Source organism: Limnohabitans sp. (assembly GCF_017848645.1).
GTDB lineage: Bacteria > Pseudomonadota > Gammaproteobacteria > Burkholderiales > Burkholderiaceae_C > Limnohabitans_A.
The window spans coordinates 50,702-67,725 of sequence record NZ_JAFEIF010000004.1; the positions used below are offsets into that span (position 1 = coordinate 50,702).

16 protein-coding genes are annotated in these 17,024 nt (G+C 59.4%); 7 read left to right on the forward strand and 9 right to left on the reverse strand.

What is annotated here, in order from left to right:
- Positions 1-296: 296 nt before the first annotated feature.
- From QZ190_RS01100 to QZ190_RS01115, 4 genes are read right to left on the reverse strand one after another with little or no spacing between them, the layout of a single operon-like run.
- Complete coding sequence (locus QZ190_RS01100; protein WP_291912559.1) at positions 297-1,610, reverse strand: sulfatase-like hydrolase/transferase; 1,314 nt, start codon at positions 1,608-1,610, stop codon at positions 297-299.
- Between the two features lie 13 nt (positions 1,611-1,623).
- Positions 1,624-2,007, reverse strand: coding sequence for a nuclear transport factor 2 family protein (locus QZ190_RS01105; protein WP_291912561.1), 384 nt, complete (start codon positions 2,005-2,007; stop codon positions 1,624-1,626).
- A complete protein-coding gene (locus QZ190_RS01110; RefSeq protein ID WP_291912563.1) occupies positions 2,004-2,975 on the reverse strand; it encodes a tripartite tricarboxylate transporter substrate binding protein in 972 nt (323 codons plus the stop codon). Before QZ190_RS01110 ends, QZ190_RS01105 begins: the two co-directional genes overlap by 4 nt.
- Before the next feature lie 3 nt (positions 2,976-2,978).
- Positions 2,979-3,959, reverse strand: coding sequence for a tripartite tricarboxylate transporter substrate binding protein (locus QZ190_RS01115; protein ID WP_291912567.1), 981 nt, complete (start codon positions 3,957-3,959; stop codon positions 2,979-2,981).
- 148 nt (positions 3,960-4,107) lie between these two features.
- On the opposite strand from QZ190_RS01115, the gene QZ190_RS01120 reads away from it, so the two are divergent.
- The 6 genes from QZ190_RS01120 to QZ190_RS01145 are packed head-to-tail and all read left to right on the forward strand — an operon-like array spanning position 4,108 to position 9,277.
- Positions 4,108-4,668, forward strand: coding sequence for a VOC family protein (locus QZ190_RS01120; protein ID WP_291912569.1), 561 nt, complete (start codon positions 4,108-4,110; stop codon positions 4,666-4,668).
- A complete protein-coding gene (locus QZ190_RS01125) occupies positions 4,665-6,176 on the forward strand; it encodes a bifunctional 3-(3-hydroxy-phenyl)propionate/3-hydroxycinnamic acid hydroxylase (RefSeq protein WP_291912571.1) in 1,512 nt (503 codons plus the stop codon). The genes QZ190_RS01120 and QZ190_RS01125 overlap by 4 nt, the downstream gene beginning before the upstream one ends.
- 12 nt (positions 6,177-6,188) lie before the next feature.
- A complete protein-coding gene (locus QZ190_RS01130; protein ID WP_291912573.1) occupies positions 6,189-6,950 on the forward strand; it encodes an IclR family transcriptional regulator in 762 nt (253 codons plus the stop codon).
- Positions 6,951-6,986: 36 nt separating this feature from the next.
- Positions 6,987-7,838 carry a fumarylacetoacetate hydrolase family protein gene (locus QZ190_RS01135; protein ID WP_291912575.1) on the forward strand — a complete coding sequence of 284 codons (852 nt, stop codon included), beginning with the start codon at positions 6,987-6,989 and terminating at the stop codon, positions 7,836-7,838.
- Entirely contained in the window at positions 7,835-8,278 is a 444-nt protein-coding gene (locus tag QZ190_RS01140; RefSeq protein ID WP_291912577.1) for a PaaI family thioesterase, read from the forward strand. Before QZ190_RS01135 ends, QZ190_RS01140 begins: the two co-directional genes overlap by 4 nt.
- 24 nt (positions 8,279-8,302) lie before the next feature.
- Positions 8,303-9,277: a tripartite tricarboxylate transporter substrate binding protein gene (locus QZ190_RS01145; RefSeq protein WP_291912579.1), complete on the forward strand. Its 975-nt coding sequence runs from the start codon at positions 8,303-8,305 to the stop codon at positions 9,275-9,277.
- A gap of 214 nt (positions 9,278-9,491) precedes the next feature.
- On the opposite strand, the gene QZ190_RS01150 is transcribed toward QZ190_RS01145, so the two are convergent.
- Positions 9,492-9,821: a Fic family protein gene (locus QZ190_RS01150; protein WP_291912581.1), complete on the reverse strand. Its 330-nt coding sequence runs from the start codon at positions 9,819-9,821 to the stop codon at positions 9,492-9,494.
- 147 nt (positions 9,822-9,968) lie between these two features.
- On the opposite strand from QZ190_RS01150, the gene QZ190_RS01155 reads away from it, so the two are divergent.
- On the forward strand, positions 9,969-12,884 hold the full coding sequence (locus tag QZ190_RS01155) for a Tn3-like element IS1071 family transposase (protein WP_003049965.1): 2,916 nt from the start codon (positions 9,969-9,971) through the stop codon (positions 12,882-12,884).
- Positions 12,885-13,060: 176 nt separating this feature from the next.
- On the opposite strand, the gene QZ190_RS01160 is transcribed toward QZ190_RS01155, so the two are convergent.
- The 4 genes from QZ190_RS01160 to QZ190_RS01175 all read right to left on the reverse strand — a co-directional run bounded on the left by QZ190_RS01160 (position 13,061) and on the right by QZ190_RS01175 (position 16,929).
- On the reverse strand, positions 13,061-13,825 hold the full coding sequence (locus QZ190_RS01160) for an aldolase/citrate lyase family protein (protein WP_291912584.1): 765 nt from the start codon (positions 13,823-13,825) through the stop codon (positions 13,061-13,063).
- 32 nt (positions 13,826-13,857) lie between these two features.
- Positions 13,858-14,742 (reverse strand): 2-hydroxy-3-oxopropionate reductase, encoded by an 885-nt coding sequence (locus tag QZ190_RS01165; protein ID WP_062407923.1) that lies wholly within the window; start codon positions 14,740-14,742, stop codon positions 13,858-13,860.
- Between the two features lie 32 nt (positions 14,743-14,774).
- Entirely contained in the window at positions 14,775-16,112 is a 1,338-nt protein-coding gene (gene gudD, locus QZ190_RS01170; protein ID WP_291912589.1) for a glucarate dehydratase, read from the reverse strand.
- Positions 16,113-16,194: 82 nt separating this feature from the next.
- Positions 16,195-16,929 (reverse strand): FadR/GntR family transcriptional regulator, encoded by a 735-nt coding sequence (locus QZ190_RS01175; protein WP_291912591.1) that lies wholly within the window; start codon positions 16,927-16,929, stop codon positions 16,195-16,197.
- Positions 16,930-17,024: the final 95 nt, after the last annotated feature.

Below are 17,024 nucleotides of genomic sequence, written 5' to 3' on the forward strand. Positions count from 1 at the left end.
ATGACCGTTTCAGGCTGTTATGTAGATCTCTACATAACAGCCTCTATGCTCAGGTGACAACTATGCGCAGATTTCGCTGGCCCCGCAGTCTCACCGACAGAGGGGCCAGTGTCATTCACAAAACAACATCTGCGCATAGTTGTCACCTGAGCATAGAGGCTGATAGCGGACCATCACGGCGAACATGTGAGCAGCACTAGCTGGCTCTTGTTGGACATTTGAAAGCGAGTGAACCCTTATTCCCCCAAGTTGTGTCAAAGCAGCAAGGCCTTGAAAGACAAAGACTTGTTCCAATATCACCGGGCGGGCATTTCGCGCAATGTATAGACCACATGCACCCGAGCATCTTCAGGCACTGGGGGCACTTGGGCATTCCATTGGAGCCAGGCGGCCCTCATGGTCCTGAACTTGTCCTGATGACGGTGTGCCTGATTGGCCCTCTCCCGGGCATCTTCAGACAGGTTGAACAGGTATTCGTGGTCTTCGACCTGGAGGTATTTCCAATCACCGTCGCGGTGCGCCCGCTGTTGCTTGTGTTTCATCCGCCAGAACATTGGTCGCTCAAAGGTCTTTTGAGCATCCTGCATAGTCTGTCTCATCGAGACACCATCGAGCACATGCCCTTCAGGCGGCTGCGCTTGGGCGATGTCCAGCACGGTGGCGGTCCAGTCCATTGTCAGGCAGTGTTGTGTACAGACGCTGCCAGGCTGGGCAATTCCCTTTGGCCAATGCACGATGTAGGGGACACGGATACCCCCCTCCGTCAAGTCCATCTTGCCGCCCACCAAGGGCCAGTTGTCCGAGAAACGCTCGCCGCCGTTGTCGCTGGTGAAAATGATCAGCGTATCGTCCAGCCGCCCGGTCTCGCGCAAAGCATCCACCACCCATCCGATGCCTTCGTCCATTTCTCGGATCATCGTGCGGTAAGTCTCCACATTCCCACCATCGAGGTGCATGATGTCTTTGACAATTTCGGGGTTGACCTGTCCTTGAGCACGCGTCTCCCAGGGCCAGTGTGGCGCGGTGTAATGCAAGCTCAGAAAGAATTTCTGTCCATCGGCGGCACGGTCTCGCACATACTGCGCGGCCCGTCTGGAGATCAGATCGGTCAGATAGCCCGGCTCATCGTAGGGCTGGCCATCGAGCTCCAGATCCGAGTCTGGCCCACGCGCGTTGTGTCCGTAATAACTCACGCCGCCCGACATGGGGCCGAAGTGGTGCATGTAGCCCGATTTTTCAGGACCAAAATGTGGCCTGAATCCAAGGTGCCACTTTCCAATCAAGGCCGTGTGGTACCCCTGCGCCTTGAGCATGGACGGCAATGTCGGCAAGTCGGCGTGAAGGCCCATTTCCGGATGGCCACGCGTGGACCCCAACAAGGGCTCTTCACTGGCCCCACGGACCCAGTACTGGTAGCGACCGGTCATCAATGCAAACCGTGTGGGTGAACACACAGGCGAGTTCGAATACCCATTCACATACTTTAGACCCTGGGCCGCCAGACGGTCCAGCACCGGTGACACAGGCCCGAACCCGGCCTCGCGTCCGCCATAACAGCCCAAGTCAGCGTAGCCCAGATCGTCGGCGACGATGAAAATGAAGTTGGTCATAGGCCCAAAACAATCAGACGGGGTAGGGTGCGCCCTGGTAGGCCAGCATGCGCAGGCCTTGCTGCCCATCTGCACCAAGCTCGGGCATCCACACTGTCAAAAACAAGCTGCGGATCGCTTTGGACTGCCCACCGATGATCACGTCGGCCGACATGCGTCCAGTCACCATTTCGCCCGGGCCCGCCGCATGCACCTGCAAGTCTTCAAAAGACAAAGTCAGGTACTTCAGGCTGCCGCTGGCCATTTTGTTCAAGTAGGTGGTCTTGGTATCGCGCCCACCGGTGGAATGCACGTAGACCAGCCCCTCCGACAGCAAGGCTTCGAGTGCCGCGATGTCACCGCCCAGCATGGCTTGGCGGCGTTGCTCTTCTGCCATCAATGCGCTAATGTTTGTCATTCCATTTTGATGTTCGAGCGGCGCGCCACGTCCGCCCATTTGGGGATTTCTTTTTTCACCAATTCGCCAAATCCGGCCACCGTGCTGGTCTGCAGATACACCCCCATCTGGGAGAATCTTTGCTCAAGACCGGCTTCAGTGAGCGCTTTGCCCACCTCGGCATTGAGTCGCTCAACCACAGCTGGCGGCAACGCAGCAGGCCCCACCAGACCGGCCCAGTCCCGGACATCAAATTGGGGGAATCCAGCTTGGGCAAAAGTCGGAACACCGGGCAGGGCTTCCAGCGGTTCAGCCGCCGTGACCGCGATGGCCCGCAAACGACCGCTTTTGATGTGGGGCAGTGCCGCAGCCAGTGAGGCAAACATCATGTCCACCTGCTCGCCCATCAGGTCTTGCAAGGCCGCCACCGGTCCCCGGTAGGGCACATGCAAGATGAAAGTGCCGGTCAGCTGCTTGAAATACTCACCCATCAAATGCGCGGGTGAGCCTGCACCACCAGAGCTGTAAATCAGCTTGCCAGGGCTTTTGCGGGCCAACGCCATCAAACCGGTCACATCCCGCACAGCCGAGTTGCTGCGGACCACGAGCACGTTGTAGGTCCACTGCGTCTGGCTGATAGGCACAATGTCTTTCAAGGTGTCATAAGGCATCTTGGCGACCAACGCGGGCAATACCGTGTGCGGCATGAACATGATGCCCAGGGTGTGGGCATCGCTGCTTTTGGCCACTTGGTCCATGCCAATGAGCCCGGTGCCCCCGGACCGGTTTTCCACAATGAAGGGTTGCCCAAAAACTTTGGACAAGCGGTCAGCCAAATGCCTCGCCATAGGGTCCCAAGGGCTGCCTGCAGCCGATGGCACCACGATGCGCACCGGTTTGGCGGGCCAAGCCTGGGCGCGGCCGACAGAAGTCAGGGACGCCAGACTCGCCGCCCCGATTGTTTGAATGAGTTGTCGACGGGTCTTCATGGTTCAGTCCAGTTTCACGCCAGCCTTGCGAATGGCAGGGCCCCACAGGGCGTCATCTTGTTTTAGGAAAGCTGCAAATTCGGCCGGGGTCTGAGACCTCAGATCACCGCCATAGGAGCGCCATTTGGCGATCAGTTCGGGGTTTTGCGCCGTGGCTTTTTGCATGGCCTCGCCCAGTTTGGCCACCACAGCAGCAGGTGTGCCCGCAGGTGCAAACAATCCAATCCAGGCGGTGGGGCTGAAGTCTGGCAAACCCGACTCGGCAAAAGTGGGCACATCCGGAAAATTGGGGTGTCGCGTCTTGCCCGTCAATGCAAGGATCTTCAGCTTGCCAGCCTTGACATTGCCGATGGCAGCGGGCAAGGCATCAAAAATCACATTCACCTGACCTGCCACCAAATCCGCATAAGGGCTCGAGGTGTTGTAGGGCACAAAATTGATCTTGACCCCGGCGTTCGAAGCAAACCATTCACCGGCCAGATGGGAGTAACTGCCCACACCCGATGTGGCCGATGTCAAGGAGCCAGGCTGTTTTTTCAGACGCTCGATCAGTTCCTTGGCATTTTTTTCGGGCAAGCTCGGGTGGGCTGTCAAGGCTGTGTTCAGCAGACCCACAACACTAATGGGCACAAAGTCCCGCTCCACCTTGTAAGGCACTTTGGTGCCATAGGTGTAGGGCAATACCGACATCGAGGTGGTCGAGCCCATCACCAAGGTATAGCCATCGGGTGTGGCCTTGGCACCGGCTTCCATGCCAATCATGGTGGAGGCACCCGGACGGTTTTCCACCACCACCGACTGCCCCAGCGCCTTGGACAACTCTAGCGCAATTTCACGGGTGTTGGCGTCAGGGCCTGTGCCCACGGGGAAAGGGGCAATGATCTTGATCGGCTTGTTCGGATAGTCCTGGGCCATGGCGGGCAAGGCACTGAACAAAGTCAAGGCCAAAGTGGCCAGGCTCATGCGGCGAGTGGTGCGGTTCATGCGGGTGTCTCCTTTTGGTGGATGGTCACGACTGTGAGGTCTGTGAACATTCTTTCAAATCAGTCAAATTATCACAATGGGATAAACCATTAGTTTTTTATCGTCCATTCAAAATAAAATGAATGCAATTTTTGCAAAAGGAGTCATCATGACCAAGCCACTTGCCCAGTCCAATTCGCTGGTCTTTAGCCACATGGGAATTTATGTGCGCGACATAGACCGCATGGCCCGCTTTTACAAAGACGTGATGTGTTTCTTCGAAACCGATCGCGGCGATCTGGGGCCTGTACAACTGGTCTTCCTCAGTCGCGACCCGTCCGAACATCACCAGATCGTTCTGGCCACTGGCCGCCCTGCGGACCTGTCGTTCAGCGTGATCAACCAGATTTCGCTGCGCGTGCCCGACCTGGCCTCGCTGCGCACGGTGCGAGACCGTGTCCAAGCCGATCCCGATGTAAGCGACTTGGTCTGCACGAGTCATGGCAACGCGGTATCGATTTACTTTCGCGACCCCGAAGGCAACCGCCTGGAGGTGTTCCTGGACATGCCCTGGTACTGCGAGCAGCCGTTGCGCGAACCGATCGATCTGAACCAAAGCGACGAAGCCGTGATGGCCGCAGCTGAAGCACTGGCCCGCAGCCGACCCAAATTCCGCAGCCGCGACGAGTGGTTAAATGAAATGCAGCAACTCATGGGCTACAAGGCATGAGCAAGCCAGTGTTTGACGTCGCCATCATTGGCTACGGCCCGGCGGGTGCCACGCTGGCCAACTTGCTGGGGCCATATGGCGTGTCGGTGCTGGTGCTCGAGCGCGAGGCCGAGATCTACCCTCTGCCCCGCGCCATCCATTTCGACGGCGAAACCATGCGCGTGTTCGAGACCGCCGGTTTGCGCCCGCAGGTCGAGGCCATCTCGCGCCCAGGCCTCAAAGGCATGTACTTCAACAACGCCGCTGGCGAGACCTTGCTGATCCGCGCCGGCACCCAAGAACGTGGCCCGCACGGCTGCGCCACCAACCACTACTTTCACCAACCCGAGCTCGAAGCCGTGTTGAGGTCTGGCTTGCAACGCTTCCCGCAGGTGCAAGTGCGCACCCGCCACGAAGTCACCGCCATCGAAGACGGTGCTGACGCCGCCACACTGCAGATCACCGACCTTCAAACACAAGAACGCCATGCCGTTCAGGCCCGCTACGTGGTCGGCTGCGACGGCGCCCGCTCCCTGGTGCGCAAAGTGCTGGGCACCCGCATGCGCGATCTGGGCCTGCACCAGCCTTGGCTGGTGTTCGATGTGCGGCTCAAAACCGATGTTCCCGGCTTGCCCGACCACACAGTGCAGCACTGCGACCCGGCACGCCCCATGACGTATTGCAACGTGACCGGCAATCGCCGCCGTTGGGAAATCATGCTCATGCCCGGCGACCAAGCCGAACAAATGGTCCAGCCCGAAACATTATGGAAACTGGTGCGCAAATGGGTCACGCCCGAACAAGCCGACATCGAACGTGCCGTGATCTACACCTTCCACTCGGTGATCGCCGAGGGCTGGCGCCAGGGCCGCTTGATGCTGGCCGGTGACGCGGCGCACCAAACGCCGCCCTTCCTTGGCCAGGGCATGTGCGCGGCCATCCGCGATGTGTCGAACCTGGCCTGGAAACTCGACGCCGTGCTGCGCGGCTGTGCAGACGATGCGCTGCTGGATACCTATGAAAGCGAGCGTTCACCGCATGTGCAGGCCTTCATCGAACTGGCCGTCAAGCTGGGCGGCATCATCCAGACCACCGACCCTCAGGCGGCTCTTGAACGCGACGCCAAATTTAAAGCCGGTCAGCCCGAAATCTTCCAGTTCCCTGCGCCGCGCCTGGGCCCTGGCATCTGGCAAGGCGAGCAGGCACCGGTCGCCCAGGTCTTCCCTCAACCCACGCTGGCCAATGGCCATCTGCTGGACAGCTTGCTGGGCTTGAACTTTGCCGTCCTGGGCGAGGACTCCGTGTTGGCCGAAGTCAGTGAAGACACCCGTGAGCGCTGGCAGGCGCATGGCGTGGTCATCGTGCCAGCGCGCGACCCCGAGGTCAAAGCCTGGTTGGACGCGCAAAACGTGCGCGCCGTGCTGTTGCGTCCGGACCGCTACATTCTTGGCGTGGCCCAAAGCAGTGCCGAGCTCGATCGCATCAGCGCCGTGCTGCCCAATGCGGGTGCCTTGGCCCATGGATGTTGAACAGAGCTCACCATGACCGATAAAGCAGACAAAGCAGATACCAGCCTCGCCCGCATGCTCAGCGTGCTCGACCTGTTTTCCGACCAGCGCTTGCATTGGAGTGCCGAGGACATCAGCGAAACGCTGGGCGTTTCACTCCCCACCAGTTACCGCTACCTCAAGACCCTCAGCGATGCGGGCCTGTTGCGGCGCGGCAGCGATGCCCAGTTCGCGCTGGGTCCGCGTATCGTCATGCTGGACCATTTGATCCGCCAAGCCGACCCTGTCCTGCAGTGTGGCATCCCCTTTATGAAAGAGCTGGTGGCCCAGACCGGTTTTGATTGCGTTGTGTCCAGCATGCATGGCGACCAATTGCTCGACACCCACCGTGAACTGGGCTCCATGCCGGCCAGTCTGAGTTATGGCCGTGGACGGCCGCGCCCTTTGTTTCAAGGCGCTGCGCCCAAGGTCATCTTGGCGAACTGGACGCCTCTGGCCTTGCACAAATTGTTCGACAACCACACCAAAGACATTGCTGCAGCGGGCTTGCCGAGCGATTGGTCGGCGTTTCGCCGCTACTTTAGCCAAATCCGCAAAAACGGCCATTACTTCTCCGATGGCGAACTCGAATCCAATCTGGCCGCCGTGGCCGTGCCTCTTTACCAAGCCGATGGCAGCGTGATCGCCGCCCTCTCCCTCGTGACCAGCGTGCAACGCATGGCCGTGATCGACCGCAGCAAACTCACCCCCCTCATCCAGCGGGCCGCGCAGGAAATTTCTGCACGGCTGAGCTGATCTTTTTCTTTTGTAACCTCACCTGAAAGCCAGACCATGAAACTCATCAGCTTCCTGAACCAGGGCGTGCCCTCCTATGGCGTCGTGAACGGCGACGACGTGCTCGACCTGACCCCTATCATGGGCGCACAAGCGCCCGACCTGAAAACCCTGATTGCCAAAAACCTGTTCAGTGCAGCAGCCGATGCAGCCAAGGCGCACAAGCCCACGCTCCAGTTCTCGCAACTTCAGCTGCTGCCGGTGATCCCCAACCCGGGTCAGATCTTTTGCATCGGATTGAACTACGGCGAACACGTGCTCGAAACCGGCCGCGAAGTGACCGAAACGCCAGTGATCTTTTTGCGCTTGGCAGACTCACAGGTCGCGCACGGTCAAGACATCATGCGTCCACCGGAGTCGCACCGCCTCGACTACGAAGCCGAGATTGCCGTGATCATCGGCAAAGGCGGACGCCGAATCCAGGAAGCAGACGCCTGGGACCACATCGCCGGTTACAGCTGCTACAACGACGGCTCGGTGCGCGACTGGCAAATGGCTACCTCGCAGTGGACGCCCGGCAAAAACTTCTACAAGACCGGCGGCTTTGGCCCCTGGATGGTCACCAGCGACGAGATCGCGCCTGCGCAAGTGATGCGCCTGCAAACCGTGCTCAACGGCCAGGTGCTGCAAGACACCACCACCGACAAGATGATCCACAGCATCCCGCGCCAGATCGCCTACATCTCGACCTTCATCCCACTGTCGCCGGGTGACGTGATCGTGACCGGCACCCCTGGCGGCGTGGGTAACAAGCGCAACCCGCAAATATTCATGAAGCCCGGTGACGTTTGCGAGATCGTAGTGGATGCCATCGGCACGCTGCGTAACGGCATCCGCGACGACGCATGAGTTTAAATTACAACACTGCCGATACTCAGAGCTACTTTAGCCGCATGTTAAACGGCGAGGTCGCTCGTCCGCCCGTGCTCACCTTGCTGGGCAGCCGCATCGACGCGGTGGACGCGGAGGCAGGCATGCTGAGCGCCACCTACGAAGCATCGCCCGACTTTCGCAACCCGGCTGGCACGGTGCAAGGTGGCATGCTAAGCGCTATGTTGGATGACCTGACCGCCAGCCTGGTAGATGCCACGCTGGCCGCAGGGCAAGGCGTGGCCACACTCAATCTGAACGTGTCTTTCTTACGCGTCGCGGAGGTGGGTACGCTGCAGGGCGAAGCGCGCTTGCTGCGCCGTGGGCGCGATGTGTGCCACGTCATGGGCACGCTACGGCAGGACGGAAAAGAAGTAGCCACCGCTGTGGCTGTGTGCAAAGTTGTGCCCGTTACCTGAACTCTTTTTTCGGAGATCCGTCATATGAAACACTTGTTGATCCGTCTCGGCCAGATACTGGTTGCTTCGCTGGCTTTGACCACTATCCTGGCGCAAGCCCAGGACGCCTGGCCTGCTCGCCCCATCAAACTGCTGGTGGGCTTTGCGCCAGGCGGCAGTAGCGACATGGTGGCACGCCTTATCGCCACACCACTCGGTGAGCGACTCGGTCAGCCTGTCGTGGTCGAAAACCGTGCGGGTGCAGGCGGCAACATCGCGGCAGACGCAGTGGCCAAAGCTGCGTCTGACGGCTATACGCTGGTGCTGCTGCCCAGCGGGCATTCGAGCAATGCTGCCATGAAGAAGAACCTGCCCTTCGATGCAGTTAATGATTTTGCTTGGATTTCCACAGTCACGACCTACCCACTCACGCTGTCCGTGCGCCCCGATTCACCGATCTCCTCATTCAAGGATTTCATCGACCGCGTCAAAAACGAGCCCAACCGCTACACCTACACTTCGGTCGGCGTGGGCACAGCCATGCACCTGTTTGGCGAATGGCTGATGGCTGAGAGCGGCGGCGCGGCTACACATGTGCCTTTCAGGGGTGGCACTGCCCCCATGATGGAACTGCTGGCAGGGCGCGTCGACGTCATGATCGACACCATGACCACCACCGCACCGCTGTTCAAGGACAAACGCGTGCGCGTGCTCGCCACCACGGTACCCGCCGGGCAACAGGCCCTGCCAGGCGTGCCAGCTGTGGCCGACAGCTTTGCAGGCGTGGTATTCGATTCATGGCTGGGAGTGGCTGCGACCAAAGGCACGCCGCCCGCCGTGGTGGAACGACTCAATCGGGAACTGCGGGCCGTTCTGGACCAACCCGCCATTAAGCAAAGGCTGATTGACTGGGGCGGTAGCCCACGAGCCAGTACTCCCAGTGAGTTTCGCAACCGCGTAGAAGGTGAGATCCGTCAGCTCAGCAAGATCGTGACGGAGCGCAAGATTGAGGCACAGTGAGCGACAGTTAATCAATGGGCTTGTGATGTGTGCCATGTTGTGCCACGTCGAGCCCGAAGGATTCTCTCAGTTTGAATGACCGATATCGGCCAAGGTCTAATTCAACGGATGACTGCTTACGGAGATGACCTAAACAGACCGCTTTTGGCCGTTAGCAGACAACTAGCCCACGTGGTCCGATGACTGCTCCCGCTGCGTCACTGACATTGGCCGCTCAAGCCTTCGGTGGAAAAAGCAACTTGTGCTGAACGCGTGATTTTTCGAATGCATTGCACAGTTGCATATCTGCGATGACCTTGTCCAGGTCCTCGTAGTCAAAGGCAGCGGTCCACTGACAAATCCATTGCATGGCGTCCAGAAAGGGGCTGGGATTACCTTCGCGTGTCAGGACACGAAGACAGTCCAGGTACTCTTCCCTGAAAAGCGTTGGCACGATGATTCGGCAACTGTTGACGACCGAAAGTTCCGCATTCATCACAAGCCTAGCCAGGCGTCCGTTGCCATCGGTGAAGGGGTGAACTTCGGAGACGAGGAACATCGCCATCAGGGGTCTCCTCGTTTTCAGTGCAATAAGTGACGGTACGCAAAGCTAGCACTGGCGCGGGGGTGGTCTGGGTAGACCGTTGATTTCATTGACTTTCCTGTTCGCTTTGTAAACGGGTATGGTGGCCTCCCACTTTTGAGGTTCACGATGCAGGGTTGGCACACAACGTTTTTGGGGATGCGTGGGCTCCCCCGCGATATCAGCGACTTCGAGATGAAGGCATTTTTCACCTTCGATGGTGCCGAGCGCGACGCAATCAATGCACGCCGAGGTGATTCCCACAAGCTTGGTCTGGCGCTCCATATTGGTTTCCTGCGCATGAGTGGGCGTTTGCTCGGTGCCTTTCGGGTAATTCCAGTAGCCTTGTGGCGCCACCTTGGCAACGAGCTTGGCATTGCAGCACCAGAAGTCGCCTCGCTGAGAGCCATGTATGAACGCGGGCGCACGCTATTCGATCACCAACAAGTAGCCTGCACGGTCCTTGGATTCCAGTGGATGAGCGAGCACCAGCGCCGCTCACTGGTACGTGAACTGCGCGACGAAGTGGCGCGCTGCGCCGACCGCGATCAGCTACTCGTGCGGGCGCGTCAATGGCTGTACAAGAACAAGCTGGTGATCGTGCACGAGCGGGCAATTCGGACACTGATTGCGGCGGCACTTGCCCAGCTTGAAGTTGAAACAGGCACCGCCATCGCCGCCAGCGTTGATCCAGCAACACTTGATCGCTGGCGAGCCTCAGTTTCAGAGCTGCGCCCAGATGGACAAACCCAGCAGAGTTGGCTATGGGCTGCACCGGCGAAACACTCAACCCGCCAAATCAGCGAGGTACTGGAGCGCATCGACCTGCTTTACACGCTGGACGTTCATAAGCACCTGGCAGACATCCCCGATCTCATCTTGCGCCGCTACGCGCGCCGACTTGTCTCCAGGCCGCCCTCAGCCGGAGCCAAGATCAAAGAGCCAGCGCGCACCGTGGAGGTCGCATGCTTTCTTCGGTATTGCCTGTTCACCACCACAGACCAGTTGATCCTTATGGTGCAGCGCCGGATCGCCGATCTGTGGCGTCAGGCTGCCGCCGATGTCCCCGCTACCGTCAATTGGGCCGCAATGTACAAAACGCTGCTCGGCGAACTTGTTGCCTTGAGCGCGCAAGGTGCGGTGCCAGATGCTGAGTTGCGTGCCCGTCTTGAAGCCTTGATCACCGAAACCCAGAAACGCAAACCACCGAGCAGGGCCTCCCTGGTCCGCGAGGGATTGATTGATGGAATTCGCCCCGTGCGGTCGTTGCTCGTCGCCATTGCAAAGCTGCCCTGGCAGGCCACCGGCGAGCATCCTGCCATCGAGTACCTTGCCAAGCTGCAAGCTTTATATCTCAAAGGATCCAGAAAGCTGCCAGTTGAAGTGGTGGCACCAAGTCTGGGAATGATCTGGCAGGTTTCGATCTCCAGCCCAGACCGGGAACGGGCGTTTCAGGCGTTGGAGGTGGCCACCCTGTTTGCCCTGCGCCGCGCGGTGCGCAATGGCTCGGTCTGGATTGAGCACAGCCTGAGCTTTCGGGGTCGTGCGCGCTTGTTCTTCACGGACGAGCGTTGGCAGGCAGAGTCCAAGAAACACTATGCCCGTCTATCGTTACCCAGCAAGGCTGCCACTTTCTTGAAGCCTTTGCTGGCCAGAGTAACTGCCGGTGTCGATGCGGTGGCCGCTGCAGCCCGCAGTGGCGTACTGCGCGTGGATGATGAACTCCATTTGTCGCCATTGCCCGCAGAGGACGAAGACCCAGAAGTGACCAAGCTGCGCGCGGCTTTGGATCACCGCATCGGTGAGGTTCAATTGCCGGAAGTGATTCTGGCCGTTGACGCCCAGGTGCGCTTTAGCTGGATCATGCTCGGACGTGAGCCGCGCTCTACCGACGAGCTGCTGATGGTCTATGCCGGCATCATGGCCCACGGCACCAGTCTGACTGCGGTCGAATGCGCGCGCATGATTCCGCAATTGTCTGCCACCAGCATTCGCCAGGCCATGCGCTGGGCGCGGGACGAACGGCGTCTGAGCCAGGCCTGCCAGGCTGTGCTGGAATTCATGCAGCGACACCCGATTGCCGCCACCTGGGGGCGGTCCGATTTGGCATCTTCTGACATGATGAGCATGGAGACCACCAAACGGGTGTGGCAAGCCCGGCTTGATCCTCGGCGCAACACACCTTCCATTGGAATCTACTCCCATGTAAAAGACCGGTGGGGCATCTTCCATGCGCAGCCCTTTGTGCTCAATGAGCGCCAGGCGGGCGTGGCCATTGAAGGTGTCATCCGCCAAGAAAAGCTGGAGACCAGCCAGCTTGCTGTGGATACCCATGGCTACACCGACTTTGCCATGTCACATGCCCGTTTGCTTGGTTTTGATCTTTGCCCGCGGTTGAAGGAACTCAAACAGCGCCACCTCTTTGTGCCACGCGGCACCAAAGTGCCCGCAGAAATCGCTGCGGTGTGCGAAGCCAATGTCGACGTCGCTTTGATCGAAAAGCATTGGGATAGTCTGGTGCACCTGGCAGCCTCGGTCATGAGCGGACATGCCAGTGCGGTGGCAGCTCTTGCGCGGTTCGGTTCTGCCGCCCAGGGCGATCCAATCTATGAGGCTGGCGTGCAATTGGGGCGGTTGCTGCGTACGGCGTTTTTGGCTGACTACTTTGTCAAGGACGCTTTCAGGAACGAGTTGCGCCGGGTGCTCAATCGGGGCGAGGCTGTTAACGCCCTCAAGCGCGCCATTTATACCGGCCGGATCAGCCCGGCGCAGGCCAAACGTGTCGATGAAATGCAGGCTGTGGCCGATGCGTTGAGCCTGATGGCCAACATCGTGATGGCGTGGAATACCTCACAGATGCAGGCGGTCCTGGATCGCTGGTCGAACCGCCGCCAGGTCATTCCACCGGAACTGATCGGGAAGATTGCGCCCACCAGGCTGGAGAGCATCAACTTGCGGGGTGTGTTTCGCTTCCCGGTTGACCGCTATGCTGACCAAATCCTGCCTTCGCGGCCAAATGCATCGATAACTGGCACCAATGGATGAAACCGACCACGGTTTGACGCCACGAATCGCAGATTTGAAAGTGAACAGGAAAGTCAATGAAATCAACGATCTACCAACACCACCTCCGCGCCAGTGCTAGCTTTTCGTACCGTCACTTATTGCACTGAAAACGAGGAGACCCCAGGCGGGGGTGTTCAGCATGTCTTGCGTCCTGTTCAGGATTTGAATCGGCCAGCCAGTGCCGTGGCGCTGTCGCGCAGCACGTTTTGGTCGGCACCCACGGCCACAAACAGGCAGCCTTGGTCCACATAGTGTTTGGCCAAGGCTTCGTCGCCCGTCAAGATGCCGGCTGCTTTGCCGCAGGCGCGGATGCGGGCGATGGATTCGTCAATGACTTTCAGCACATCAGGGTGTTTCGGGTTGCCCAGGTGACCGAGCGCTGCCGACAAGTCGCCGGGGCCGATGAACACACCGTCCACGCCGTCCACATTGGAAATGGCTTCGATGTTTTTGAGGCCCTCTACGGTTTCGACCTGAAGCAGCACGCAAATTTCTTCGCTGCTGTGTTGGGCATAGCCCTTCACCCGGCCATAGTGGCTGGCGCGGGGTGCACCCGCATAACCGCGCACACCGTGGGGTGGGTAGCGGGTGTAGGACACCGCTTGTTGGGCTTCTTCTTCGGTCTGGATGTAGGGCACCAACAGGGTTTGCACGCCGACATCGAGCAAGCGCTTGAAGGTCACCATGTCGTTCCACGGTGGGCGCACGATGGGCGTGGTGGGGCTGCCCTTCATGGCTTGCAACTGCGCCACGATTTCTGTCAGGTCGTTAGGGGAGTGCTCCATGTCCAGCAGCAGCCAGTCAAAGTTGCAATGCGCCAAAATTTCGGTGCTGATGTTGCTGCACAGGTGCGACCACAGGCCAATTTGCTTTTGGCCGGACTGGATGGCGTGTTTGAAATGGTTGATGGGCATGTCCATGGTGTTTGTCTCTTGAGAGGAATAGGGGGTGTTCAGTTGCCTGCAACCTGGAAATTGGCCGCGATCTCCAGTGCACGCACGATGCCGGAGTGGTCCCATGCTGCGCCGCCGTGCGCCACGCAGGTGTTCATCAGTTGCTGAGCGTTGGCCGTGTTGGGCAGGCTCAGGCCCATGGCCTTGGCGCCTTCCAGAGCCAGGTTCAGGTCTTTCTGGTGCAACTCGATACGGAAGCCCGGGTTGAAGGTGCGCTTGATCATGCGCTCGCCATGCAACTCCAGAATGCGGCTGGTGGCGAGGCCCCCCATCAGGGCTTGGCGCACTTTGGCCGGGTCGGCACCCGCTTTGGCGGCAAACAGCAGGGCTTCGCCCACGGCCTCAATGTTGAGCGCCACGATGATTTGGTTGGCAACTTTGCAGGTCTGGCCGCTGCCGTTGTCACCGATCAGGGTGATGTTCTTGCCCATCAAAGCGAACAAGGGTTGCACTTTGTTGAAGGTGGCTTCAGAGCCGCCGACCATGATGGTGAGGCTGGCCGCTTTGGCGCCCACTTCGCCGCCAGACACTGGAGCATCCAGATAGTCGCAGCCCAGCGCGTTGATCTTGGCTGCGAAGGCCTTGGTGGCGATGGGTGAGATGGAGCTCATGTCCACCACGGTCTTGCCTGCGCTCAGGCCTTTGGCCACACCTTGCTCGCCAAACAGCACGTCTTCCACATGCGGGGTGTCGGGCACCATGGTGAAAATGATGTCGGCTTTTTGTGCAACTTCGGCCGGGCTGGCGCAAGCTTTGGCGCCTTGTTCCAGCACGGCAGCAGGCACGCCGCTGCGCGAAAAAGCAAAGACTTCGTGGCCGCCCGCGAGCAGGTGCCCGGCCATGGGCACGCCCATGATGCCCAAGCCGATGAATCCGAGTTTCATGGTGTTTCCTTTGAGATGAATCGCCCGGGTGCTCAGCGCACCATACAAGGCATTTTGTTGTTGAATTTCCAACCGGGGATCAGGTATTGCATGGCGATGGCGTCATCGCGTGCACCCAGGCCGTGTTGTTGGTAGAGCTGGTTGGCTTGCATCACCGCGTCCATGTCCACCTCAATGCCCAAGCCAGGCTTGGCGGGCACATCGACATAGCCTTCTTTGATTTGCAGCGGGTCTTTGGTGAGGAATTGGCCGTCTTGCCAAATCCAATGCGTGTCAATGGCGGTGACTTTGCCGGGTGCGGCCGCCGCGCACTGGGTGAACATGGCGAGCGAAATGTCGAAATGGTTGTTGGAGTGCGAGCCCCAGGTCAAGTCGTACATCTGGCACAACTGCGCCACGCGCACCGAGCCTTGCAGCGTCCAGAAATGCGGATCAGCCAGCGGGATGTCGACCGACTGCAGCTGGATGCTGTGGGCCATTTCGCGCCAGTCGGTAGCCACCATGTTGGTGGCCGTCAGCAAACCCGTGGCGCGGCGGAACTCGGCCATGACCTCGCGGCCTGAGAACACGCCTTCTGCGCCGCAGGGGTCTTCGGCATAAGCCATGGTGCTGCGGTGGTCGCGCAGCAGGCGGATCGCGTCTTTGAGCAGCCAGCCGCCATTGGGGTCGAGCGTGATGCGGGCTTTGGGAAAGCGCTCGTGCAGGGCCACCACGGCCTCGACTTCTTCCTCGCCGCGCAGCACACCGCCCTTGAGTTTGAAGTCTTGAAAGCCGTAGCGCTCTTGCGCGGCTTCGGCCAAGCGCACCACGGCCTCTGCCGTCATGGCTTTTTCATGGCGCAGGCGCAACCAGTCGTCGGCTTGGTCGGGCTCGCTTTTGTACGCCAAGTCGGTTTGCTGGCGGTCGCCCACATAAAACAGATAGCCCAGCATTTGCACTCGGCTGCGTTGCTGGCCATCGCCCAGCAGGGCGCAAACGGGCACGTTCAGGTGCTGGCCCAGCAAATCCAGCAAAGCCGACTCCACGGCGGTGACGGCGTGGATGGTGGTGCGCAGGTCAAAAGTCTGGTTGCCGCGGCCGCCGCTGTCGCGGTCGGCAAACTGCTGGCGCATGGCGTTGAGCACTTGGTTGTAATTGCCAATGGGCAGGCCCTCAATCAGCGGGCGGGCGTCTTCCAGCGTCTGGCGGATTTTTTCGCCGCCGGGCACTTCGCCCAGGCCCGTGTGGCCTGAGGAGTCGGTCAGGATCACGATGTTGCGGGTGAAGAAGGGGCCGTGAGCGCCGCTGAGGTTCATCAGCATGCCGTCGTGGCCCGCCACAGGGATCACCTGCATGCGCGTGACGACAGGGGTGGAGGAAGACTGGGACATGGAGGGGTTCGTTGTTTATTTGACAGACATCGTACAACTCAAACCCACATTGTGTGATGCGTGTTAACCCTTGGCAGTGTCCTCAGTGGTGGCTGGAAGCGCCTTTTTTGTGCCGGTCGCGGCTGTTGGACAGGTGGGTGCGCATGGCTGCGCGGGCCGATTCGGCGTCTTGCGCGGTAATCGCGTTCAGGATGCTTTCGTGCTCCTGGTGCACGCGCCGCAAATAAGCCAATCGGGTGGCATCGATGGCGGGGGAGGTCTGCAGCCGTGCACGCGGGATGGATTGCGATCCCAGCGAATTCATCATGTCGGCGAAGTGGTTGTTTTGGGTAGCGCGGGCGATTTCGTGGTGGAACTGGAAGTCGGCAGCAATCGCATCGCGGCCTTCTTCGATGGCCCCTGAAAACGCGTTCATGGCTTCTTGCATGACGCGCAAATTCCCGTCTGTGCGCCTGACAGCAGCCAGAGCCGCAGCTTCTGTCTCGATGCTAATGCGCAATTCGAGCAGGGCAATCACATCGTGCAGGGTGCTCAGCTGGCCAGGGTTCACGCGAAATGAGGGTGACTCCGATTGCGCCAGTACAAAGGTGCCGATGCCGTGGCGCGTCTCGACCAGCCCGGCCTGTTGCAGCTTGGAAATCGCTTCGCGAACCACGGTGCGGCTCACGCCAAAGCGTTCCATGATGGCTGCTTCGGTGGGTAATTTCTGGCCACTTTCTAAGTTGCCGTTTTGTATGTCTGCGCTCAGCCTATCGACCAGTTCGTAGGTCAGGCTGCGCGATTTGCGCTTTTCGGGGGCGACTTCCGGGGTGTTCATCGGGTAAATACGCATTCCTGTTTGAAGAACGGCTCACATAATCATCTTGTACGACAACTGATCACATGGGGCATTTGAAGGCAATGTATCAGAAC